This window comes from Pseudonocardia sp. (assembly GCF_025465255.1).
Lineage (GTDB): Bacteria > Actinomycetota > Actinomycetes > Mycobacteriales > Pseudonocardiaceae > Pseudonocardia.
Genome location: NZ_JAODNI010000235.1, coordinates 97,891 through 120,663 on the forward strand (window position 1 = coordinate 97,891; position 22,773 = coordinate 120,663).

General features: G+C 73.9%; 21 protein-coding genes and 1 pseudogene. 5 read left to right on the forward strand and 17 right to left on the reverse strand.

The annotated features are described in order from the left end of the window. Positions 1 to 144: 144 nt before the first annotated feature. From JWP64_RS29595 to JWP64_RS29650, 12 genes are all read right to left on the reverse strand, one after another. Positions 145 to 2,481, reverse strand: a complete 2,337-nt coding sequence (locus tag JWP64_RS29595) for a xanthine dehydrogenase family protein molybdopterin-binding subunit (RefSeq protein ID WP_297503495.1) — start codon at positions 2,479 to 2,481, stop codon at positions 145 to 147. Continuing rightward, entirely contained in the window at positions 2,478 to 2,963 is a 486-nt protein-coding gene (locus tag JWP64_RS29600) for a (2Fe-2S)-binding protein (RefSeq protein WP_297503497.1), read from the reverse strand. Before JWP64_RS29600 ends, JWP64_RS29595 begins: the two co-directional genes overlap by 4 nt. Continuing rightward, positions 2,960 to 3,841, reverse strand: a complete 882-nt coding sequence (locus JWP64_RS29605) for an FAD binding domain-containing protein (protein ID WP_297503499.1) — start codon at positions 3,839 to 3,841, stop codon at positions 2,960 to 2,962. Before JWP64_RS29605 ends, JWP64_RS29600 begins: the two co-directional genes overlap by 4 nt. After that, positions 3,838 to 4,152, reverse strand: a complete 315-nt coding sequence (locus JWP64_RS29610; RefSeq protein WP_297503502.1) for a hypothetical protein — start codon at positions 4,150 to 4,152, stop codon at positions 3,838 to 3,840. Before JWP64_RS29610 ends, JWP64_RS29605 begins: the two co-directional genes overlap by 4 nt. 10 nt (positions 4,153 to 4,162) lie before the next feature. Next, a complete protein-coding gene (locus JWP64_RS29615) occupies positions 4,163 to 5,155 on the reverse strand; it encodes an LLM class flavin-dependent oxidoreductase (RefSeq protein ID WP_297503504.1) in 993 nt (330 codons plus the stop codon). After that, the gene (locus JWP64_RS29620) at positions 5,152 to 6,276 is read right to left on the reverse strand and encodes a branched-chain amino acid ABC transporter permease (protein ID WP_297503506.1); all 1,125 of its coding nucleotides are present in this window, start codon (positions 6,274 to 6,276) and stop codon (positions 5,152 to 5,154) included. Before JWP64_RS29620 ends, JWP64_RS29615 begins: the two co-directional genes overlap by 4 nt. Continuing rightward, on the reverse strand, positions 6,273 to 7,154 hold the full coding sequence (locus JWP64_RS29625; RefSeq protein WP_297503507.1) for a branched-chain amino acid ABC transporter permease: 882 nt from the start codon (positions 7,152 to 7,154) through the stop codon (positions 6,273 to 6,275). The genes JWP64_RS29620 and JWP64_RS29625 overlap by 4 nt, the downstream gene beginning before the upstream one ends. Beyond that, complete coding sequence (locus tag JWP64_RS29630) at positions 7,151 to 7,912, reverse strand: ABC transporter ATP-binding protein (RefSeq protein WP_297503509.1); 762 nt, start codon at positions 7,910 to 7,912, stop codon at positions 7,151 to 7,153. Before JWP64_RS29630 ends, JWP64_RS29625 begins: the two co-directional genes overlap by 4 nt. Next, on the reverse strand, positions 7,905 to 8,669 hold the full coding sequence (locus JWP64_RS29635) for an ABC transporter ATP-binding protein (RefSeq protein WP_297503511.1): 765 nt from the start codon (positions 8,667 to 8,669) through the stop codon (positions 7,905 to 7,907). Before JWP64_RS29635 ends, JWP64_RS29630 begins: the two co-directional genes overlap by 8 nt. After that, positions 8,669 to 9,871, reverse strand: coding sequence for an ABC transporter substrate-binding protein (locus tag JWP64_RS29640; RefSeq protein ID WP_297503513.1), 1,203 nt, complete (start codon positions 9,869 to 9,871; stop codon positions 8,669 to 8,671). Before JWP64_RS29640 ends, JWP64_RS29635 begins: the two co-directional genes overlap by 1 nt. A 131-nt stretch (positions 9,872 to 10,002) precedes the next feature. After that, positions 10,003 to 11,568 carry a hydantoinase/oxoprolinase family protein gene (locus JWP64_RS29645; protein ID WP_297503515.1) on the reverse strand — a complete coding sequence of 522 codons (1,566 nt, stop codon included), beginning with the start codon at positions 11,566 to 11,568 and terminating at the stop codon, positions 10,003 to 10,005. Further along, positions 11,552 to 12,643, reverse strand: coding sequence for a DUF917 domain-containing protein (locus tag JWP64_RS29650; protein WP_297503517.1), 1,092 nt, complete (start codon positions 12,641 to 12,643; stop codon positions 11,552 to 11,554). The genes JWP64_RS29645 and JWP64_RS29650 overlap by 17 nt, the downstream gene beginning before the upstream one ends. A 149-nt stretch (positions 12,644 to 12,792) precedes the next feature. Here JWP64_RS29650 and JWP64_RS29655 point away from each other — a divergent pair, with 149 nt between their 5' ends. Beyond that, on the forward strand, positions 12,793 to 14,298 hold the full coding sequence (locus tag JWP64_RS29655; protein ID WP_297503519.1) for a PucR family transcriptional regulator: 1,506 nt from the start codon (positions 12,793 to 12,795) through the stop codon (positions 14,296 to 14,298). A gap of 77 nt (positions 14,299 to 14,375) precedes the next feature. Next, on the forward strand, positions 14,376 to 15,233 hold the full coding sequence (locus tag JWP64_RS29660; RefSeq protein WP_297503520.1) for a DUF1206 domain-containing protein: 858 nt from the start codon (positions 14,376 to 14,378) through the stop codon (positions 15,231 to 15,233). A gap of 16 nt (positions 15,234 to 15,249) precedes the next feature. On the opposite strand, the gene JWP64_RS29665 is transcribed toward JWP64_RS29660, so the two are convergent. Further along, on the reverse strand, positions 15,250 to 16,638 hold the full coding sequence (locus JWP64_RS29665) for an NAD(P)/FAD-dependent oxidoreductase (protein WP_297503522.1): 1,389 nt from the start codon (positions 16,636 to 16,638) through the stop codon (positions 15,250 to 15,252). 314 nt (positions 16,639 to 16,952) lie between these two features. Here JWP64_RS29665 and JWP64_RS29670 point away from each other — a divergent pair, with 314 nt between their 5' ends. The 3 genes from JWP64_RS29670 (at position 16,953) to JWP64_RS29680 (ending at position 20,244) form a co-directional block, all read left to right on the forward strand. Continuing rightward, positions 16,953 to 17,594: an NADPH-dependent F420 reductase gene (locus JWP64_RS29670; RefSeq protein WP_297503524.1), complete on the forward strand. Its 642-nt coding sequence runs from the start codon at positions 16,953 to 16,955 to the stop codon at positions 17,592 to 17,594. Between the two features lie 69 nt (positions 17,595 to 17,663). Then, complete coding sequence (locus tag JWP64_RS29675) at positions 17,664 to 19,298, forward strand: Na+/H+ antiporter (RefSeq protein ID WP_297503526.1); 1,635 nt, start codon at positions 17,664 to 17,666, stop codon at positions 19,296 to 19,298. A gap of 172 nt (positions 19,299 to 19,470) precedes the next feature. Beyond that, on the forward strand, positions 19,471 to 20,244 hold the full coding sequence (locus JWP64_RS29680; protein ID WP_297503528.1) for a DUF2267 domain-containing protein: 774 nt from the start codon (positions 19,471 to 19,473) through the stop codon (positions 20,242 to 20,244). A gap of 6 nt (positions 20,245 to 20,250) precedes the next feature. Here JWP64_RS29680 and JWP64_RS29685 read toward each other — a convergent pair whose 3' ends face one another. From JWP64_RS29685 to JWP64_RS29700, 4 genes and pseudogenes are all read right to left on the reverse strand, one after another. Continuing rightward, on the reverse strand, positions 20,251 to 20,739 hold the full coding sequence (locus JWP64_RS29685) for a universal stress protein (protein WP_297503530.1): 489 nt from the start codon (positions 20,737 to 20,739) through the stop codon (positions 20,251 to 20,253). 546 nt (positions 20,740 to 21,285) lie between these two features. Continuing rightward, the gene (locus tag JWP64_RS29690; RefSeq protein WP_297503531.1) at positions 21,286 to 21,936 is read right to left on the reverse strand and encodes a TRIC cation channel family protein; all 651 of its coding nucleotides are present in this window, start codon (positions 21,934 to 21,936) and stop codon (positions 21,286 to 21,288) included. Positions 21,937 to 22,175: 239 nt separating this feature from the next. Next, complete coding sequence (locus tag JWP64_RS29695; protein ID WP_297503533.1) at positions 22,176 to 22,466, reverse strand: transposase family protein; 291 nt, start codon at positions 22,464 to 22,466, stop codon at positions 22,176 to 22,178. 160 nt (positions 22,467 to 22,626) lie between these two features. Further along, positions 22,627 to 22,773 (reverse strand): annotated as a pseudogene (locus tag JWP64_RS29700) (IS110 family transposase); the annotation flags it as partial.

The window sequence follows — 22,773 nt, forward strand, 5'->3', positions numbered from 1 at the left end:
AATGATTCGGATACATGACGGCGCGTGGTATACGCCGAATCCCGCGAGCAGGAAATCGGCGAGCAGGACGAAGAATCCGGCCCGTCACCGGACCCGCCGGCTCGCCGAGGCGTTCGTCCTCGGCGAGCAGCGGGCCAGGGGGCGTCATCGACGGTTGGCCCGCAGGGCCGCGAGCACGGCGAACGGGGAGAGCGGCAGGTCGGTCACCGTCACCCCGATCGCGTCCGACACGGCGCAGGCGAGCACCGCCGCCACCGGCACGATGGGCGGCTCGGCCACGCCCTTGGCGCCGTAGGGCCCGGTCGGGAGCGGGTTCTCCAGGATCTCCAGGTCGATCGGCGGCACGTCCAGGGCGGTGGGGATCCGGTAGGTCTCCAGGTTCCGGTCGAGCACCCGCCCGTCCGGCCCGATCCGCAGGTCCTCGTACAGCGCGTAGCCGACGCCCTGCGCCACGGCGCCGTTGACCTGGCCGACGATCATCGCCGGGTTGATCGCCCGACCGACGTCCTGGGCGACGACATAGGTCAGCACCGTGACCTCGCCCGTGTCCGGGTCGACCTCCACCTCGGCGGCATGGGCGTGGGAGGAGGTGGCGTTGATCGTGCTGAAGAGGCCGCCGATCACGCAGCCGGCGTCGAACTCGGGGGGCTGCGCGACGAACCGGCCGGTGGCCGACAGCGGCCCGCTGGACCACATCGCGGCCGCGCTGACCGCGGCGAGGGTGACCGACGCGCCGGGGCTGCCCGCGACCTGCACGACGTCGCCGGCGATCTCCAGGTCCGTCTCCGCCGCCTCCAGCATGTCCGCTGCGGTTCGCAGGATCTGCTCGCGCAGCTCCCCCGCGGCCTCGCCGGCCGCGTTGCCCGCACCGTAGGTCGTGCGGCTGCCCTGGGCGCCGTTGTCGAAGCCCGCGGCATCGGTGTCCGGGGTGGACACCAGCACGTCGTCGACGTGCACGCCGAGCCGCTCGGCGACGATCTGCCGCACCCCGGTCTGGATCGCGCCGGTGCCGATCTCCGTCGCCGCGGTGGTGACCAGGACGGTCCCGTCGTCGGACAGCGAGACGGACGCCTCGCCGGGGCCGGGGTTGGTGAGCCAGGTCAGTGGCACGACGGCCTTGCCCCGCAGCTTCCCCGGGGTCGCCGGTCGCTCCCGGTCCCACGGCGCGCGGCGCTCCACCGACTCCAGGGCCTCGATGAGGATCGGGTCGTCGAGGGCCTGGCCGTTGACCATGGCCTCGCCGGGCCGCAGCACGTTGCGCAGCCGCAGTTCGCGCCGGTCGACACCCAGCGCGCGGGCGACGTGGTCGAGGTGCGACTCCTGGGCGAACACGACGTACGGGCCGCCGACCCCGCGGAACGCGGCCGTCGGCGCGGTGTTGGTGTAGACCACGCGGGTGCGGTACCGGGCGAGCGGGATGCGGTAGGTCGACCCGAGGGCGAGCGCCGGCAGCCCGGCGCAGATGACCGTCTCGCCGCTGGAGTTCGCGCCGTTGTCGGTGAGGACGTCCGCCTCCTGCGCGAGGATGCGGCCCTCGGCGTCGACGGCGGTGCGCAGCCGCAGGACCGCGTTCTCCCGCGGGCCGGCGGTGGCCAGCTCCTCGGCGCGGCTGTTGACCAGCCGGACCGGCCGCCCCGATCGTCGGGCGAGCAGGCACGCCATCGGCTCCAGCATCGCGTCGAGCTTGCCGCCGAACCCGCCGCCGACGGTCGGCACGAGCACGCGGACCGCCGACGGCCGGATGCCCAGCAGCTCGGCGGTTCGGCTGCGGACCGAGTGCGGGAACTGGGTGGAGGTGTGCACGGTGTAGCGGCCGGTGGTGTAGCGGGCCACACAGGCGTGCGGCTCCAGCGGCGTCTGGTGCTGGCGGGGGACACGGAACTCGTCGCTCACCACTCGGTGCGCCGCGGCGAACGCGGCGCTCCACTCCTCGTCCGTGCCCTTCTCCAGGCGGGCGTCCCAGGCGATGTTGCCACTGCGGAAACCGTCGACCGGCGCCGCGTAGTCCGCCCAGCCGGGGTGGATCAGCCGGGCGTCGGGCGCCACGGCCGCGTCCAGGTCGACGACCGGGTCGAGCGGCTCGAGCTCCAGCTCGATCGCGGCCAGCGCCGCCGCGGCCTGCTCGGGGGTCTCGGCGGCGACGGCGGCGATCGGCTCCCCCGCGTAGCGAACGGTGTCGATCGCGAACACGGTCTGGTCCTTGACCACCAGCATGCCCGACAGGGCGGGCGCGTCCGCCCCGGTCACGACGGCGTGCACGCCCGGCAGGCCGGCCGCGGCGGAGGTGTCGAGCCGGGTGATCCGCGCGGCGGAGAGCTCCGCGCGGAGAACCGCGGCGTGCAGCATGCCCGCCTCGGCGAGATCGACGGTGTAGACGGCGGCGCCGCGGACCTTGGCCTCGGCGTCCGGCCTGGGGATCGAGCGGCCGACGGCGCCGGTCGCGGGGACGGCACGGGCGGCGGGCTCGGACAATGCGGTCACGGCCGGTCCTCCCTCGGGGTCCGGGTGGCCGCCGCCGCGGTCAGGGCCGCGTCGACGATGGTGTGGTAACCGGTGCACCGGCAGAGGTTGCCGGTGAGCGCCTCGCGGACCTGCCCGGCGTCCGGATCGGCCGTGGTGTCGAGGAAGGTGCTCAGGGTCATCACCATGCCGGGGGTGCAGGCCCCGCACTGCACGCCGTGGCAGGAGACCATCGCCTCCTGCACGGGGTGCAGCGGCCCGTCCGGCGCGCTGAGCCCCTCGACGGTGGTGACCGGCTCGGCCTCGGCGAGGGCGACCGGCAGCAGGCAGGACGCGACGGCCCGGTCGCCGAGCCGGACGGTGCAGGAACCGCAGCGGCCCGTCCCGCAGGAGACCTTGGTGCCGCGCAGGTGCAGGTGGTCGCGCAGCACGTCGGAGAGCGGGGTCCCGCCGGGCACGTCGACCTCGGCGGCGCGGCCGTTGACGGTCAGCCGGTAGTTCACGGGGCCTCCCCGGTGTCGTGGTCGGTGGCCGGATCGGTGAGGCAGTCGGCCGCGGCGCGGGCGAACACCGCGGGCAGGACCTCGAGGCGGTACCAGCCCGGTGCCAGCAGGTCGTCCCGCGGGGTCAGGACGGCCGCCGCGGCCTGCCCGGCGGCGCGGGCGGCGGCCTCGTCGAGAGTGGTGCCGGCGAGCGCCGCCTCGGCCTCGGGACACCGCCGGGCACGGGCCTCCACCGACCCGACGGCGACGCGGACCGCGGACGCGACGCCCGCCCCGTCGAGATCGGCGGAGATCGCCACGGACACGAGCGCGTACTCGCCGCCGCCGCGCACGGTCAGCCGGGCGTATCCGGAGCGGCGGCCCGCCGGGGCGGACGCGCCGGCCGAGACCAGCAACGCGGCCGGATCGGCGCTGTCGCCGTGGGCCGACCGCAGGTAGCCCTCGACCCCGATCCGGTGCCGTCCGGCCGTGGTCGCGACCTCCACGGTCGCGTCGAGCGCGAGCAGGGCCGGGACCAGGTCTGCCTCGGCGAACCCGCGGGCGTTGAGGTTCCCGCCGAGCGTCGCCACGTTGCGGACCTGCGGGAACGCCGACGTCCGCGCGGCCGTGCGCAGGGCGCGCAGGGCGGGTGGCAGGGGCGCGGCTGCTAGCTCGGCGTGGGTCGTGAGGGCGCCCCACGTCCCGGCGGCGACCCCGCGCAGCTCGGCGATCCGGTGCAGCGCGACGAAGGTCGCCGGTGGCGCGGGCGACCGCATGAGCCAGGTCCCTCCGGCGAGGGCGGCGCCGTCGGGGCCGAGCTCGGCCAGCCGGCGCACCGCCTCGTCGACCGACCCCGGCACCTCCACCCGGGGCCGGGCGAGACGGGTGGGGGCCGTCATTGCACGACCGTCCCGGCCACCGCGTCGAAGCCGCTGATGTAGCTGCGGAACTGGTCGAAGAAGCTCGCCGGGGTCGCGCCGATCGACTTCTGGTAGGTCGCCAGGTCGCTGACCTCGATGATCTCGATGTAGCTGTAGGAGGGGGCCGCGACGCCGTCCATCACCGGGCCCTCCAGCCGGACCACCCGGTACCGCTCGACGCCGGGCAGCGCCTCCGCCGTCGGCTGGTCGACCTCGCGGACCCACTGCTCGTAGGCCTCGCGCACGTCCTCGGATGCCAAGGTGGTCAGGAAGAACACGATCTCGCTCATGGGGGCCTCTCTACAGGTGGGGCAGGACGTCGGCGGCGGTCAGCTCGAGGATCGCGTCGTTGGCCTCCGCCGGGAACGGGGCCAGGACGACGGAGGTGGCGCCGGCGTCGAGGAACGCCCGGATCTTGCCGACGCACTCCTTGGGCGTCCCGGCGATGGTGAAGGTGTCCACCCACTCCTCGGGCAGGGCGGCGGTGATCCGGTCGAGGTCGCCCAGCGCGAGGATCTCGGCGAGCCGCTCGTTGATGCCGTACACGCCGGTCATCGGGGTCGGGCCGACCGCCTGCAGGTAGAAGGCGAGCGCCTCCCGGGCGGCGGCGCGGGCCACGTCGCCGTCGAGGTCCGCCCGGTAGATGGCGAAGGTGGGGATGCGGTGGGCGGCGGCGTCGCGGCCGGCCTTCGCGGCCCCGGCGGCGATGTGCTGCCGGGCGAACTCCAGGTACTTCGGGGCGGCGATGACGGACATGACCGTTCCGTCGGCGATCTCCCCGGCCAGCTCGAGCGACTTCGGCCCGATCACCCCGGCGTAGAGCTCCACGCCCGCCGGGTTGGGGTGGACCAGCGAGACCTGGTCGAACACGAACGGGCCGTCGTCGATGGTCAGGGTCTCCCCGGCGAGCAGCGCGCGGGTCGTCTCGATCACGGCGCGCAACGACCGCATGGGGGACTTCGGGTACAGCCCCATCTGCTTCGTCCAGAAGGGCACGCCGTGCCCGATGCCGGTGATCAGCCGTCCGGGGTAGGCCAGGCTGAGGGTGGAGACCTCCATCGCGGTGACGGCGGGGTGCCGCACCACGGCGGACAGGATGCCGATCCCCACCGGGATCTCGCGCGTGCCCTGCAGGGCCATGGCGGCGCTCGTCGGGCCGCCGAGGAAGAAGTAGTCCTCGCTGAGCCACAGCTCGCCGAAACCGGCGTCCTCGATGCCGACACAGACGTCGACGAGCTTGTCGGGCGGGGTGGTGCCGTGCACCAGCACGCCTACAGGGGAACGGTTCGTCATCGTGAGTCCTCTCGCCGGGTTTCTGGGCCGGCCCCGGCGACGGCTCCCGCCAGGGCAATCGGTTCTGATGCGTCCCGGGTGACGGCCGGGGGCCGGTGTCGCTCGCCACGTCGGCGAGGCAGCCGCAGCTCGCGGCCGCCGGTGAGCCCGCTCGGGCGACGCAACAGCATCACGACCAGGACGACGCCGAGGACGACGTCGGCGAGACCGGGACGGGCCGGCACGGGCAGCCCGAGCAGCGACCCGCCTTCCGCGCGGCGCAGCACCTCCGCCAGTGCCGACACCGCGACACTGCCGGCCACGGCCCCGGTGAGCGAGCCCGCGCCGCCGAGGACGAGCATGGTGATGATCAGGAAGGTGTAGTCGAGGTAGAACACGTCGGGGTTGATCGAGCCGAGCTGCAGGGCGAACAGCGCCCCGCCGATCCCGGTGAGGAACGCGCTCAGCACGAATCCCACCCCGCGCTGCACGGGCACCGAGATCCCCGACGCGGCCGCGGCGACCTCGTCGGACTTGGACGCCCGCAAGCGGATCCCGAACGACGAGCGCTGGTACGCCCAGGCGAGCAGCAGCGCCACCAGTACCCAGCCCAGCGCCACGGGCATCGTCGTGCTCGTCGGTATCGACGAGAGACCCTTCTGCCCGCGGGTCACCGACTGCCACTGGGCGGCTACGGCGGAGAAGGCGATCAGCAGCGACACCGTCGCGAGCCCGGCGGAGAGCCCGCCGATCCGGGACAGCGGCACCGCCACCACCACGGCCACGACCGCCGCGACCAGCCCACCCACCACGACCGCGACGAACGGCCCGGCGTGCAGCTCCCGGACCAGGGCCGGGGCGTCGGGCAGCAGCTGGCCCTTGAGCCGCACCGGAAGCGCGAGCAGCCCGGCGACGTAGCCGCCGACCAGGGCGAAGCTCATGTGCCCGAACGACCACACGCCGGAGTTGCCGACGAACACGTACAGCCCGATGACGAGCACGATGTTGACCAGCCCGCCCACCGCCAGCCGCTCCAGCGACGCCGGCCCGGTGGTGGCGAGCAGCGCCACCACGACGATCCCCGCGAACAGCGCCGACGGGACGCCGAGGGCGCCGCCGGCCCGTCGAAGAAGCCCGTTCACACCCGCACCCCCTGTCCGGACCGGATCAGTCCCTGCGGCCGGACGACCAGCAGGCAGAACACCGCCGCGAACAGCAGTGCGTCGCGGAACGGGGCGAGCCCCACCGGGAGCGCCTCCTGCAGGAGCTGGCTCGCCGCGCCGAGCACGAACCCGCCGGCGACGGCCCCGCGCAGGCTGGACAGCCCGCCCACGACCGCCGCGATGAGTCCGAACAGCACGGCGTTGAACCCGAACGTCGGGGTGACCGACCCGTTGGCGCCCAGCAGCAGCACGGCCGCGGCGGCGGCCAGCACCCCGCTGATCGCGAACGCCAGGCTGATGACCCGGTTGGCCGCCACGCCCAGCAACCGGGCCGTGGCGAAGTCCTCGGCCGCCGCCCGCATCCGCAGGCCCGCCGGGGTGCGGGTGAGGAAGAGGCCGAGCCCGCCGATGAGCACCACGACGACGACCACCGTCACCGCGTTGATCTTGGGCAGGTAGATCTGCCCGAAGGTCCAGCTCTCCCGGAACACGGGATCGACGTCGGTCGAGCGGGGCAGGGCGCCGAACAGGCTCTCCGCGAGGCTGGACAGCAGCATGCTCACCGCGAACGAGGTGACGAGCATCGTCTCGGGCGCGGCGGAGCGGACGCCGCGGAAGGCGACCAGCTCCAGCACCATCGCGAGCGCGACGCACACGGCGACCGTGAGCGCCAGCCGCACCACCAGTGGCAGCGAGGCGGTGAACACCAGGGTGTATCCGCCCGCCATGATCAGGCTGGAGTGCGCGAAGTTGACCAGGCGCAGGATGCCGAACACCATCGCCACGCCGAGGGCGTAGAGGGCGTACAGCCCGCCGAGGTTCAGCGCGTTGACCAGCGCCTGCACCAGCGTCGTCACGGGGTCACCCCCGCCTCGCCGAGGTACTCCGCCGCCATCGCCGCGCCCCCGCCCAGTTCGTCGGCGGTCCCGCTGCGCACGATCCGGCCGGTCCGCAGGACCGACGTCCGGTCGGCCAGCTCGACGGCGCGGGTCGCGTTCTGCTCGACCAGCACGATCGTCAGTCCCTCCCGGCGCAGCTGCGCCACGGTCTCGAACACCAGGTCGACCAGCCGCGGTGCCAGGCCCAGCGACGGCTCGTCGAGCAGCAGCAGCCGCGGCCGGGACATCAGCGCCCGCGCGATGGCGAGCTGCTGCTGCTCGCCGCCGGACAACAGCCCGGCCTGCTGGCCGTAGCGGTCCCGCAGGATCGGGAACCGGTCGAGCTGGCGGTCGAGGTCCGCGGCGACCCCGGCGGCGTCGCGCCGGATCGTCGCGCCGAGCGCGAGGTTCTCCGCCACGGTCAGCGCGGTGAAGATGTTGCGGCCCTCCGGCACCAGCGCCACGCCGTGTCGGACGACCCGCTCGGGCGCCAGCCCGGACACCACCTCGCCGGCCACCGTGACCGTGCCCGCTGCCGGGCGGACCAGCCCGCTGACGGCGGCGAGCGTGGAGGACTTCCCGGCACCGTTCGGGCCGACGAGGGCCACCAGCTCGCCCGCGTCGACGTCGAGGTCGATGCCGTGCAGGGCGGTCACCGACCCATAGCGGACGGTGAGCCCCCGGACGGAGAGCAGCGGGACGGGGAGCAGCGGGACGGGGAGCAGCGGCTCAGCCATGCGCCACCGCCTGCTCGGCCGCCTCGCTGCCCAGGTAGGCCTCGATCACCGCCGGGTCGGCCCGGACCTCGGCCGGGTCTCCCGTGGCGAGGGTGCGGCCGTGGTCGATGACGTGCAGCCGGTCGCACAGCCGCATGATCAGCCGCATGTCGTGCTCGATCACCACCAGCCCGCACCCGTACTGTTCCGGGACCGCCCGCAGCCGGTCGAGGAGCTCGTCGCTCTCCTCCTCGTTGAGACCTGCCGCGGGCTCGTCGAGCACGACGTAGCGCGGCTCGCCGACCAGCGCCCTGGCGATGCCCAGCCGGCGCTCCAGGCCGTAGGGCAGCGCGCTGGCCTCGACCCCGGCCAGCCCCGTCAGGTCGAACCGCTCCAGCAGCTCGCCGGTCGAACGGCGCGCGGCCGCGCGGCCCAGGCCGACCCCGAGCGCCGCGGCCTCGAGGTTCTGCGCCACCGTCATCCCGGCGAACAGCCGGACGTTCTGGAAGGTGCGCCGGACGCCGAACCTGCTCAGCCGCTGCGGCGACCAGCCCGTCACGTCCCGGCCGTCGACGGCGACGGTGCCGGCGTGCCGCTGGAAGCCGGTGAGGACGTTCGTCAGCGTCGTCTTGCCGGCCCCGTTCGGGCCGATCAGGCCCAGGATCTCCCCGGGCCGCACGGCCAGCTCGATGTCCTCGCACGCGGTCAGCCCGGCGAACCGGACCGTGACCCCGGACGCCCGGAGCTCCCGGTCACCCGTCCCCACCGGCGCGTCCATCAGCAGGGAGCCTGACCCATGAGGGACTGCACGGTGCGCTCGCCGATCACCTTCGGCGTGCCGTCGGTGTAGGTCTTGAGCAGCATCGGGCGGGCCGACGGGATGTGGCAGTCGGCGGTGAAGGTGGTCGGCCCGAGCAACAGGTCCTCGTTCGTGAACTTGTCCAGCTCGGCCTTGACCGCCGCGGTGTCGGTGGAGCCGGCACGCTCGACGGCGCGGGCGATCGCCTGGACGAACGAGTACCCCTCGAGCGGGTAGTTCGCGCTGGCGGCGGGCTGGCCCGTCCGCTGCTGGAGGCGGGTGAAGAAGTCGTTGCGGGCGGGGACCGGGTCGTCGCCGGTCAGGCCGCCGGCGGCCGGGATGGTGAAGTCCGAGAGCCCCGGGACCGCGTCGGTCCAGTAGGTGCCGTCGTACGCGGCCGAGCCGAGCAGCGGCTGGGTCAGGCCCGCGGCGCGGAGCTGGCGCAGCAGGGTGGCGCCGCCGGGCGGGTAGCTGGCCACGAGAATGACGTCGGGGTTGGCGCGCTGCGCGGCCGCGATCTGCGAGGCGGCCGACTCGTCGCCGTTCTGGTAGGTCTCCTCGCCCACCAGCGTCCCGCCGAGGTCCGTCCACCGCTTCTCGAAGAAGTCCCCGACGACCTGGGAGTACTCCAGGCCCTGGTCGGTGATCACGAACGGCCGGGTGTAGCCCTTCTCCTTCGCGTACTCCGCGAGCAGCGCTCCCTCGGTGCGCGAGCCGGGGTAGAAGTTGTAGGTCATCGGGCCGACGCCGTCGACGCCGTAGAGCGGGCCACCGGCGCAGCCCATCGCGATCTTCCCTGCGTCGTTGGCGACCCGGGCGGCGGGCCCGCCGATGTCGAAGTCGCAGGAGGTCACCACGAACTCCGCCCCCTGGTCGAGGACGTCCTGTGCCGCGGTCTGGATCTTCGACACGTCGGTCTCGTTGTTGGTGGTGATCATCTTGAGCTGGCGGCCGAGAACGCCGCCCCGGGCGTTGATGTCGTCGACGGCCAGCTGCATACCCTGCTGTACCGGGATGTCGAAGACGGACATGAAGCCGGTGGTCCCGGCCGTCTGACCGATCACGATGGGCTCGGCGGAGCCGGACCCACCGCCGGCTGCTCCTCCGGAGGAGCAGCCCGCGGCGAGCGCGGCGAGGACTGTCAGGGGCGCGATCGCGCGCCACGCGCGGGTGTGTCGCATCGGGTGGGGCTCCGTTTCGGGGGAGGGGGCACTGCGTCGTGCGGGGGGCTCACAGCGGCGTGCTCCCGGGCGGGGCTCCCGGGTCGTGCGGGTTCGCGCGGCGTGGCGCGCCGGGTGGGCGCGCCCCGTGGTCACATCCGGCCGAGAGGCCCGGCGGCCTTCACCCGGATCCGGACCACCGGTTCGGTGAGGTACGCCATCGGGACCTCCTCGACCTCGACGATCTCGACGGCGGCCGGGTCGGCGCCGGCGCTGATCGCCTCGTCCTTCGCGGCCGCGCAGGCGAGGTCCAGGACCTCCTGCCGGTCACGGCCCGCCAGCTTGAACACCTTGTCGACCTGGCCGGACACCGACGCGATGGCGGCGCCGATGGCGTTGGCCACGTCGTAGTTCTCCGGCCGCACGATCTGCGCGACGCCCGGCACCTCCGGCGGGAGGATGACGCTCCCGCCGCCGACGACCACCAGCGGGACCGGTCCGCGCGCGGTCTTGATCTGGTCGGTGGCGACGAAGACCAGCTCGTCGGCCCGGCGCAGCGCCGCGGCCAGCAGTTCCTCGTGCCCGGCGACGGCGGTGGCGTCGCCCATGCTCGCGCGGCCGGCGGCGACGGCGGCGTCGGACAGCGTGGGGGTGGTGCCCCCGAAGACCAGGGCCTCCTCGCGGAGCCGGTAGCCGACGCTCTCCGGGCCGACCCGGACGTCCTCGGCCGACCCGGTGACCCGCGTGCCGCCCCCGACGGCGATGGCCACCAGGTCGGGCATCCGGAAGTTGGTGCGCACGCCGCCGATGTCGGTCGGGGTGCTCGACTCCCGGGGGAACCCGTTGAGCAGCATGCCGACGTCGCTGGAGGTGCCGCCGACGTCGACCACCACGGCGTCGCTGACGTCGGCGAGGTAGCAGGCGCCGCGCATGCTGTTCGCCGGGCCGCTGCCGATGGTGAGCACCGGGAACCGCAGCACGTAGTCCAGGCCCATGAGGGTGCCGTCGTTCTGCGTCAGGAAGGCGACGGCGTCGATCCCGTTCTGCGTCAGGGCCGCGGTGAGCCCGTGCACCACCTTGTGCGCGACGCCGACGAGCGCGGCGTTGAGGATGCAGGCGTTCTCCCGCTCCAGCAGGCCGAGCGCGCCGATCCCCTGGGAGAGGCTGACCGGGATGTCCGGGCCGAGCACCTCCCGCACGACCTGCTCGGCCTCCTGCTCGTGGTCCCCCGAGACCGGCGAGAACACCCCGGAGATGGCGACCGCCTCCGCGCTGTCACCGACCTTCTCGAGGAAGCGGGCCACTTCGTCGCGGCCGAAGGGGACCAGCGGCACGCCGGTGACCTCGCTGCCGCCCGGCACGACCACCTCGCCCGCCGACACCACCTGCCGCAGGTCGTCCGGCCAGTCGGAGAAGGGCGGGATCGACACGGTGGCCGGTGCCCCGATCCGGACGACGGCGACCTTGAGCAGGTCGCGGCGCTCCAGGATCGCGTTGGTGGCATGGGTGGTGCCGAGCATGACGTGGGTGATCCGCTCGACGGGCTGGTCGATCTGTCCCAGCACCGCCTCCAGCGCGCTGGTGATGCCGCTGGTGAGATCGGGCGTCGTCGGGGTCTTGTGCTTGGCCAGCAAGCGGTTCGCGGAGTCGAGGACGACGGCGTCGGTGTTGGTGCCGCCGACGTCGATCCCGATCCTGAGGTCAACCGACCCGGGCATGGCGGTCCTCCACGGGGACGTAGTCGAGGTCGTAGCCGAAGGCGCGCGGGCCGACCACGGACAGGCCGCGCTCGCTGCGCCACTGGTCGGGCGCGCGGAACACACCGACGACCACGCGCTGGCCGTAGCGGATGTGCTCGGTGACGATGCCGCGCGCGGAGTGCCGGTCGAGCAGGGTGATGATGTCCGGGACGGTGGCCAGCGCCTCGCCGTCCTCCATCGCGACCAGGTTCTCGTTCTGGAACTCGATGCGCACCAGCCGCCCGGCGTCGTGCTCGATGCCCTCGACCACCGCCGACCCGCGGACGAAGCCACCGGCCGTACGCCGGTCGACGTCGACGACCTTCCCGGTGAGCAGGGGGTACAGGTCGACCTGGGCGTCCAGGGCACGGAAGGGGTCGTCGGTCGCGGTGCGGATGGTGCGGCCGATCTGCACCGCGCGGGACACGGTGCCGCGCAGCAGCGGGGTGGCCGCGGTGCGGGCGTCCATCGGGTAGAGGCCGGCGCAGGCGCAGCCCCCGAGCGTGGAGACGGCGTTGCGGGCCAGGCGCTCCAGCCACACGTTGTCACGCGGCTCGAAGGTGATCACCTGGGAACGCTCGTCGACCACCACGCACGGCCAGGAGGGGATGTCGTAGAGGTGCGGGGTGCACATCTGGAGCTCGGGGAAGGCGCGGCCCATCAGGTCGCCGTCCACCAGCGGCAGGCCGGCGTGGGCGGCCCAGGCGACCGGCAGGACCCCGTTGATCCCGCCCATCTCCAACGGCATCAGCGCGGCGACCGGGCGGTTCAGCCGCGCCTCGAACGCGGCGCGGATGACGTCGCCCTCGTTGCCGTTGGGGATCTTCTCGACCATGACCGTCGGCGCGCCGATCATGCCCGCCGGCACGATCAGGTCGTCGGCGGCCAGCGAGTCGAGGTCGATCAGCGGCACCGGGCCGGTGCGCCGCACGGCGTTCAGCGCCATGAGCAGGCCGATCCGCGGGTCGCCACCACCGCCACCCGCCAGCACCGTGCAGCCGACGGACAGGTCCACCAGGTCCTGCTCGTCGAGCTTGGGAGGGTCGTTCGTCATATCCGGAACGTAGGTCCGGGCGCGCCGCCACTCCATGGCCGAAGCGCCCAAGTTGAAGATCTAATTGTGCAATCCGACGAAGTGTGTCGGAAAGAGGTCGAGAATGTTTCTTGTGCACTCACACCATGTAAGCAGGTCATACTGCGCGGGTGAGCACGCTCGAATCGGTCGTGGACCTGCTGGCCCACCGGCACCCCGGCGCCGTCGAGGTGCTGGTCGGCTCGACCGACCAGCGGGTCGGGGACGTACGCCTCGTCGAGCAGGTCGATCAGGTCGACGACGCCCCGCCGGGCGCCCTCGTCGTCCTCGAGCGGGGGCTGGCCGCGTTGACCGGCGACTACCGGTTCGACATCGTGGTGCGCCGGGCCGCCGCCCGCGAGGTCGCCGCGCTGGTCGTGGTGCTCCCGCAGGACGCCAGGTTGTCGCTCACCGCGCTGGCGCTGGCCCGGCGCGCCGGGGTCGCCGTCATCCGGCTCGCACCGGAGGTCGACCTCACCGCCGCGGTGGGCACCATGGTCCGGCAGGCCACGGACCGGCTCAGCGTGACCGTGGACCGGGCGCGGGCGGTCTGCGAGACGATCGACGGGCGGGCCCTGGACAGCGTCGACGTGCTGCTCGACCGGGTCGGCATGCTGCTGGGCCGGACGGTCCGCATCGGGCCCCGCCCCGACGACCAGGTGCTCGCCGTCCCCGCCGGGCCCGACCACGACGGATGGCTGTGGACCGAGCGACCCGGCGACCCGGACGCCGACGCGCTGCTGGAGATGGTGCTGTGGCGGATCGCCGCGGAGACCACCCGGCTCACCGCCGAACGGGTGCGCGCCGAGCAGGTGTCCCGCCGGTCCGCCGGGGAGGTGCTGGTCCAGCTGGTCGAGGCCGACCGCGGGGCCCGCGCCACCATCGCCCCGTCGGCCCGGCGGCTGGGCATCCCCGTCGACGGCTGGCACGTCGTCACCCGGATCGAGCCGGACAACCTGCTCGAGGTCACCGGCGACGACGTCGCGGCCTACGAGATCCGCGACGAGCTGGCCTCGCTCGCCCTGCAGGCCGCCGCGAGCATGCCCGGCTCCTGGCACGTCGGGCAGGACCCGGCCGTCGTCCTGCTGCTGTGGACCGGCGACAACCCGCCCCGCCAGGACACCCACGCCCGGCTCCACCGCCAGCTCGACTTCGTGCTGAATGCCCTGGTCGGACGGGTGCCCGGACTGCGGATGTTCTGCGGGACCGGCACCGCGCGGCCCGGCATCGCCGGGCTCGCGAGCAGCGCGACCGAGGCCCGCCTCGCCGTCTCGTCGGCGCGGTTCCGCCGGCGCAGCAACGTCGCGGTGCACTTCGACTCCGTCGGCATGCGCGCCACCCTGCTCGAGTGGTACGGCTCGCCGACGGTGCAGCAGTCGATCGACCGGCTCTTCGCCCCGATCGCCGACCTCACCCCGGCCAAGCGCCAGGCGATGATCGACACCGTCTGCACCTACCTCGACCTGCAGGGCTCGGCGGCCCGCACCGCGGAGGTGCTGCACCTGCACCGCAACGCGGTGCGCTACCGGGTCCAACGCGCCTTCGAGGTGCTCGGGATCGACGAGGACGACGCCGACCAGCGGCTTTTCCTGCATCTCGCCTGCCGGGCCCAGAGGCTGGGCGACATCAGCGCCTGAGCGCCGGCCCTGCTCCGGCCGCTGGCGCTGACCCCCCGGATGGGTGAGGATCCGGTATGCCCCGAGGAGGTGCACTCGTGCCGGATGCCCGGAACGTCCCGCCGGAACCACCGGACGCGACCGACGGGGGTGGCCTCGGCGCCGCGGAGGTGGCCGAGAAGATCGGGGACCATCCGGTCCTGCACGCGCTCGGCCGGATCGGGCTGGTCTCCTACGGCGTCGTGCACCTGCTGATCGCCCTGCTCGCCGCCCGGATCGCGCTGGGCGACCCCGGGCGGGCGGACAAGGCCGGCGCCCTGCAGGCCCTCGCCGCCACCGGATTCGGGCGGGTCCTGCTCTGGGTGGTCGCCCTCGGGCTCGTCGCGCTCGTGCTGTGGCAGCTCGCCGAGGTGCTGTTCGGCCATCGCGGGCTGCCTCTCGCGCAGCGGGTCCGGCGCACCGCGGTCGACCTGGCCGAGGCGGTCGTGTTCGGGCTGCTCGCGAAGACCGCCGCCGACGTGGCCGCCGACGGCGGTGCCCAACCGTCGTCCAAGCCCGTCCCGTCGACGATCCTCGAGCTCCCGGGCGGCCCGTTCCTGCTCGTCCTGGCCGGGCTCGGGATCACCGCCGTCGCGGGGTACGCGGTGTACCGGGGGCTGAGCGAAGCGTTCCTGCGGGATCTGGACCTGCGCGGCGCCGGGTTGCGCCGGTCGCTGCTGGTGATGCGCCTGGGCCGGGTCGGCTGGCCCGCGCTCGGCGTCGCGTACGGCACGTCCGGGGTGCTGCTGGTGGTCGCGGCCGTGCGCTACGACCCGACCCAGCCGGTCGGGCTCGACGCGGGCCTGAAGGCGCTCGGCGCGCAGCCGTTCGGCCAGCTGCTCCTGCTGGTGCTGGCGGCCGGGCTGGCCGTGTTCGGGGTCTACTCGCTCTTCGACGCCCGCCACCGCGCCGACTGACGGGACGTCCGCCGGCCTAACGGCCGGTCGTGGCGGAGTGCTCCCGGGTGCGTGCCAGCTCGCGCAGCGGACCGTCCAGCACGCGGCTGAAGGTCGGGAAGGGGCGGACGACGTCGGCGAGGACGCGGATCGGGATCTCCGCACGGATCGCCAGGGCGAGCTCGGACACCCACTCCTCGGCCCGGCCGCCCACGCCGGTCGCCCCGACGAGCACCTCTCGTGCGGGGTCGGCCACCAGCCGCACCCAGCCCTGATGGACGCCTTCGGTGACCGATCGCGCGGTCTCGCCGATGTCGGCCCGGGCGGTCAGCGGGTCGATCCCGGCGTCGCGGGCGCTCGCCTCGGTGTGCCCGACCGCGACGACGCTCGGGTCGGTGTACACGGAGCGGGGAATGGCCCGATAGTCCGCTCGGGCGTCCTCGCCGCGCAGGTTCGCCGCGACCACCCGGCCCTGGTAATCGGCGGTGTGCGTGTACGACGCGATGCCGGTGACGTCCCCGGCGGCCCAGACGTGTTCGGCGCCGACCACCCGACACCGCTCGTCGACCGGCACCGGCGCGCCCGCCCGCACCTCGACCCCCAGGTTCTCCAGACCCAGGTCCTGCGCCCGCGGCTCGCGGCCCACGGCGAACAGCAGCCGATCGGCGTCGACGGGGCGTCCGATGTCGAGGGTCGCGCGCACCCCGGCGCCGCGCGGGGCCACGTCGACGACCGTCGTGCCGGGCAGGGTGCGGACGTCGAGGGTGTCGAGCTTCTCCGTGAGCGTCTCGGCGACGGCGGGCTCCTCGCGCGGGAGCAACCGGTCGGCGCGCTGCACGACGGTGACGACGATGCCGAACGTGGCGAACAGGAGCCCGAGCTCACAGCCCACCGGGCCACCGCCGACCACCACGAGCGACTCCGGCAGCTCGCTCGTGGTGAGCGCATCCTCGCTGGTCCACGGCGTGATCGAGCCCAGCCCCGCGATCGGCGGCAGGATCGGCACCGAACCGGTGACCAGCACGAGGTCCCGGTAGCGGATCCGGACCCCGCCGACGTCCAGCACCCCGGGCTCGACGACCCGGCCGTCGCCGCGGAAGAGCCGGGCGCCGCTGCGGCGCAGCCGCTCGGCGGCGTCGAAGTCGTCGCGGTCGCGCACGGCCCGGTCGCGGCGCCGCACCGCCTGCCGGAAGGCCAGTGCGGGGTCGACGGGCCCGAGGAAGAACGGCGCGAACTCCGGATCGGCCGCCGTGCCCCACACCGCGGCGCTGCGCAGCATCGACTTGCTGGGCACGCACGCCAGGTACGGGCACGCCCCGCCGACCAGGGCGCGCTCGACCACGGCGACCGAGCGACCGTCGGCCGAGGACCAGACCGGCTCCGACCCGGGGCCCGAGCCGACGACCACCACGTCGAAGGTCTCCATGAGTGCGGGCCTCCTCGCCAGCGGTACGGAGGCCGATCCTCGTACACCCGGTCGGCGCCGCGCGTCGTCCCCGGCGCGTGAAGTTCTCCCGCCGTTCTGGGCCCCGAAGGGGGAGAGATCGCGCTCGTTCAGGTGCGGGTGCCCGACGAAGGCGACGTCACGGTCGTCGCCGACCACGGGCCTGGCAGGACGAACGCGCCGGCCGGCTCTCGCGCTGCCGGACCGGCGCGCGGGGACGACGACGCCCCGCACCCTTCCACTGGCGGGCGGTGGCGGAGATCCCGGCGCGGCCCGGTCGCGGGAGGAGCGGGGCCATGCGGATCGCGATCATCGGGGCGGGGACCGTCGGCAGCGGCCTGGCGCGGGCGGCCGTGTCGCTCGGCCACGACGTGGTGCTCAGCGCCCGGCATGCCGATCACGCCAGGAAGGTGGCCGAGGACGTGGGCGCCCGGGCGGCGGAATCCGCGGCCGAGGCCGCCGACGGCGCCGACATGGTGGTGCTCGCCGTCCCGTCGACCGCGGTGGCCGGGGTCAGCGACCAGATCCGGCGTGAGGTCGAGGGGGCGATCGTGATCGACCCGACCAACCCGCTCGAGCCCGACGTGTCCGGCGTCCTCGAGGCCACCCTGTCGGTGGCCGAGGAGATCGCGATCCTCCTGCCCCGCACGCGCATCGTGAAGGCCTTCAACACGGTGTTCGGCGGTTTCCTCACCCATCCCGTCGTCGACGGCGTGCAGCTCGACGGTTTCTACGCCGGCGACGACCCCGCGGCGAAGGCCGCGGTGGCCGAGCTCGTCGCCGCCATGGGACTGCGCCCGGTCGACGTGGGCGCGCTGCGGGCCGCGCGGTCGCTGGAGCACATGGCGTTCCTCAACATCAGCCTCAATGTGCGCAACGGGCTCTCCTGGTCGTCGGGCTGGAAGCTGCTCGGGGACGTCGGTCGGGCCGCGACGTGACGGGAGGCCTCCCGGCGGGCGAGGACGTTCCCGTACCTCCGTTCCGCGAACAGCACCCGCGGTAGCGCCATGGACGTGGTGTTCGAGGTCACGGCGCTGATCTTCGTCGTCGCGGTGGTCCGTGCGGCGGCCCGCCGGGCCAGGCTGCCGGAACCGGTCCTGTTACTGATCGCCGGCGTCGGTCTCGCGTACCTGCCCGGCTTCCCCGACTACCGCCTGCCCCCCGAGCTCATGCTGCAGGTGGGACTACCGCTGTTGCTGTACGCGGCGGCGTTCACCACCTGGCTGCCGGCGTTGCGGGCGAACGCCCGCCCCATCGCCCTGATGGCGGTGGGCTACACCCTGTTCACCACGGTCGTCGTCGGCTTCCTCGCCCACCTGTTGATCCCGGGCCTGCCACTGGCCGCCGGCATGGTGCTCGGCGCGCTGGTGGCGCCGCCGGACGCGGTGGCCGCTGTCGCGGTCGGGCGGGAGGCGGGAATGCCACGGCGGGTGGTCGCCATCCTGGAGGGCGAGAGCCTGTTCAACGACGCCGCCGCACTGACCGCGCTGAAGGTGGCGGTGGCGGCCGTGGTCGGCGAATCGTTCGGCCTGGGGGATGCCGTCGGGCGGTTCCTGCTCATCGGCGCAGGGGGCCTGGCCGTCGGCTGGGGTGTCGCCTGGCTGCTCGCCAAGGTGCGGGCGCGGGTCGAGAACCCGATGTCGGACGCCATGCTGTCGCTGCTCGCCCCGTTCCTCGCCTACCTGCCGGCCGAGGCGATCGGGGCGTCCGGGCTGGTCTCGGTGGTGGTGACCGGGCTCTACCTCGGACACCAGGCACCGCGGCTGATGGATGCGCAGGCCCGGCTGGTCGCCCACTCGTTCTGGCAGGTCATCGAGTACGTACTGGTCGGCGTGGTGTTCGTGGTGATCGGGCTGCGCCTACCGGACATCGTCGCGGGGCTGGACCGCTACTCGACGGGTCTCCTGGCGTCCGTGTCCGTCACCGTCGTGGCCACCGTGGTGATCAGCCGGTTCGTGTGGGTCTTCCCGGCGGCCTACCTGCCGCCGTTGCTGTCCCGGCGGGTCCGGGAACGGGACCCCGCCCCACCGTGGCAGCTGCCGGCGCTGGTGTCGTGGGCGGGCATGCGCGGCGTGGTGTCGCTCGCGGCCGCGCTCACGTTGCCGGCCACCACGGCCGGCGGCGCGCCGTTCCCGCAACGAGAGCTACTGCTGTTCCTCACCTTCGTGGTCATCGTGGCGACGCTGCTCGGCCAGGGGCTGACCCTGCCCGCCCTCGTGCGCCGGATCCGGCCGCCGGCCGACGACGACGCCGCACACGTCGAGCAGGAGGCGCTCGCCCAAAGGGCCGCCGCCGTCGCGGGGCTGGAGCGTCTCGACGAGATCCTGGAGCGGGAGAACCCACCGCCCGAGGTGGTGCAGCGGCTGCGGCAACAGGCCGAACGCCGCCTCACCCTCGCTCTGGCGGGAGGCGCGGAGGTGGAGCGGGAGCCTCCCGCCGCCACCTACCGGAGGCTTCGCCGGCAGATGCTCGAGGCGGCCCGCGCCCGGCTCATCGAGCTGCGCGACAAGGGCGAACTCGACCAGGATGCCTTCCTCCATGTCCTGCGGGAGATCGACCTCGAGGAGTCCTCCCTGGCCCACGATGGCCAGGGGCGCCGAGAAGTCGCGCGGGGCACGCGAACGACGCGATCGCACCGCTGAGACCACGGCGAGAGTTCGCGCGTGGGGGTCCGGCCCGGTGGGGGACGGTGGGTCGAGGACAACGAGGAACGCATTGGCCCGTCCGGGCCTGAACCTGGCATGGTGAGGATCGGCGGGGGATTCCGACCCGTGGGCACCGTTTGGCGGCCGGATCCGGGTGCACCCCCCGGCCATGGACGACGACCGATTCTTCTCCATTGTCGAGCGCGAGGCCGGGGTCGACCACGAGACGGCCGTGGCGGCCGCCCGCGCGACGCTGGTGACGCTCGCGCAGCGTGTGCACGACGGGCCCCTGCACAAGGTCCAGACGCAGGCCCCGAAGGCGACGCGGTCCTGGCTGTCGTCGAAGGAGCCGCATGAGCTCCTCGACGCGGACGAGTTCGTGGCCCGGGTGGCCGAGCGGACGGAGGCGGACCCGGACACGGCGCGCCGCTACGTGCACGCCGCGCTCCTGGCACTGAGCCGGGCCGTCACCGCGGACGCGTGGGAGGACGTGGTGCGCGAGCTGCCCGCCGACTTCGGGCCGTTGCTGGAGGGCACCAGGCCCTCCGGTATCCCCATGCCGCTCGACGAGTTCCTGCAGTGGGTCGTCGACCGGGCCGGGATCGACCGTGACACCGCGCTGCGTGCGACCGAAGCCGTGCTGGAGACGCTCGGCGAGCGGATCGCCGGCGGCGAGGTGGACGATCTCGTCAAGGAGCTGCCGCCCGAGTTCCGGCCGGTGCTCGACGGCTGGAGGCAGCACAGCAGCCGACCGGCGCAGAAGATGTCGCTGGACGAGTTCGTGCGGCGGATCGCCGAGCGGGAGGGCGTGTCTGTCGACGTCGCCCGCGCGCACGCCCGTGCGGTGCTGAACACGGTCCGGGACGCCGTGGTGGCGAAGGAGTGGCACGACATCAACTCCGAGCTGCCGCGCTCCTACCTGGCCGAGCTCGCCGAGCCGTAGCGCGGTTCAGGACTCCGGCGAGACGGGGCGCACGACGAGCACCGGGCACGGGGCGTGCCGGAGGAGTCCCTCGGCCGTGCCGCCGAGCAGGACGTCGTGCAGCGCTCCATGGGCGTGCTTGCCCACGGCGACGGCGGCGGCGTCGACCTCGCGCACCACCTGGACGAGGGTGTCCCTCACCGACCCCTCGTCGGCGACGGCGACGCCCTCGGCGGGCATTCCGAGGGACACGGCGATCGCGGCGCCGCGGCGGGCAAGCTCCAGGGCGTCGGCGTAGAGCGCCCGGTCCAGCTCGGCGGCCGGACGGAGGTCCAGCCGGCCGGGCGGGAGGTCGAGGCTCCTACTGGGGATCGTGGCGAGGTCGTAGGCGGCTCCCGCCTCCCAGACCACGACGACGAGGCCGGGCCGCGGGCCCAGCAGCGCCGCGGCCTCGCGCAGGCCGCGCAGCGCGGCGGGGGAGCCGTCGAAGGCGATGACGACGGGACCGGAGGGCATGGCGGCGGGTTTCCCGGATCGGGGCCGTGGAAACGGCCACCAGGGTTTCGGCGGGTGGGCGCACGGTGAGGGGGATCGATCGTCAGCGAGAGCCGGCAAGCCGGTGACCCGCTACTCCTGTGGAGCCGCCCGGTGAGTCGAACCCCGATCCGGACGCCCTCAACCCGGCCGTGACGAAGGCCGTCGCCGCGGCATCCCGGTCGTCGCGTTCAACGCCGGCGACCGGCGTTGGCAGGGGAGCGGCGCGCTGTCCTTCTATGGCGAACCCGAGGTCCTCGCCGGTGAGTACGCGGGCACCAAGCTCAACGAGATCGGCGCCAAGCACACCCTTTGCGTACGGCTGCTTCGCCGCTCTACGACGTCGACGTGGCCAACCCGACCGATGTCGTGGCCCTGGTCGCGTTCGTCCTCGTCGCCGGCGCGGTCAGCTCGGTGGCCGGCCCCGGTGAGCTCGTCGGTGACCTGGTCCGCTGCCACACCGGCCTGGCCTGCCACACCGGCCTGGCCTGCCGCGGCGAACCGCGCCCAGGGCCGGCCTGCGCGTCCTCAGCCGGTCAGCGCGGGGAGCCGCCAGCCCTGGGCGGTGGCGACCAGGGACAGCGTGGCGCAGGCCGCGACGCCCAGCACCGCCGCCACGGGACGGGGTGCCCGGCAGCGCAGCGCGACCACGGTCACCGCCGCCCCGGCCGCCGCCGCGACGGCACTCACGTCATGGCGCAAGGCGAGGGGCACGATGCCGGTCAGCAGGTCACGGACCACGCCGCCACCGACCGCACTCACCGTACCGAGGAGCACCGCGCCGAGCACCGACATCCGCCGGTCGAGCGCGGTGATCGCTCCGACGACGCAGAACAGGCCCAACGCGGCGGCGTCGAACGGGGCCCGGACGCCGAGGGGCAGGCCGCCGAGCACACCGGAGGCCAGTGCGGCCACCAGGCCGCCGGCGAGGGCCGCCGCGGGGTAGGCGATCGACCCGACCGCAGCCGGCGGGTGCGCGTGCACGATCAGGTCGCGGATCAGCCCGCCGCCGAGCGACGAGACGAAGGCGACGGCCAGTACGCCGACAGGTCCGAGACCGGCGGCGACACCCATCAGCCCGCCCTCGACCGCGAAGAGCAGGACCGCCGCGAGGTCGGCCGCGACGAGCCAGGGTGGGCGGGTGGCGCGGGCGGTTCGTTCCATCTGCTCGGTGGTCATGGTCGCAGTCCTCCGGTGTGGGTGGGTCACCCAGACCCTGGCCGCTTCCGTCTCCCGGCGCGGTCGGCCACCCGGCCTATCGTGCGGAGGAGCGGCAGGTCAGCCGACCGGGGGACTCGTGGTCACCGGTCTGTCCCCCTCACGATCCGAGGAGATCGACACGTCCGCCTCCACCAGGACCGACACGGCGGCTGCACAGGCTGCAACCAGCGCACACTGAGCCTTTTTCCGACTTGGGGTCAGCCAGCAAGAATCAGCGTCTGAACTGCCTTGACGAGGGTGGTGGCCTGGTTCGGGCTGGCGCGGATTCTGCGGAGGATCTTCCAGCTCTTCAGCTCGGCGTTGGCCCGCTCGCCCGGTCCGCGTTGGCGGGCGCGGGCGGTGGTGACCTCGCGCTGATTGCGCGACAGCGGGCGGTAGCGGCCGGTGTCGGGGTTGAGGCGGCGCCGGCGCTGCGGTATCTGGATCGCTGGGCCGCCGCCTTGGTAGGCGGTGTCGGCCACGGTACGCACGCCCGCGTCGGTGATCACGTCGATGATGCCGTGCTCGCGGGCGGCACCATGTCGTGCCGGGCACCGGGTAGTGCGGCCGACGCCCAGATCAGCCGACCGGCCGGGTCGGCGATGACCTGCACGTTGACCCCGTGTCGCTCCTATGTCAAGCCGCGGCCGGTAGGCCGCCGGAGGTCACCAGCAGCTTCAGCTCTCGGAAGACGTCATCGTGGACGGCAGCGGGCAGATCGGGTTCGCGTAGCGCCGCGCGGGCGACCGCGAGCGCGTCGATCGGATCGGACTTCCCGCGCGTGCGGGCACCACTGCGGGCAGCGGCCATCAGCTT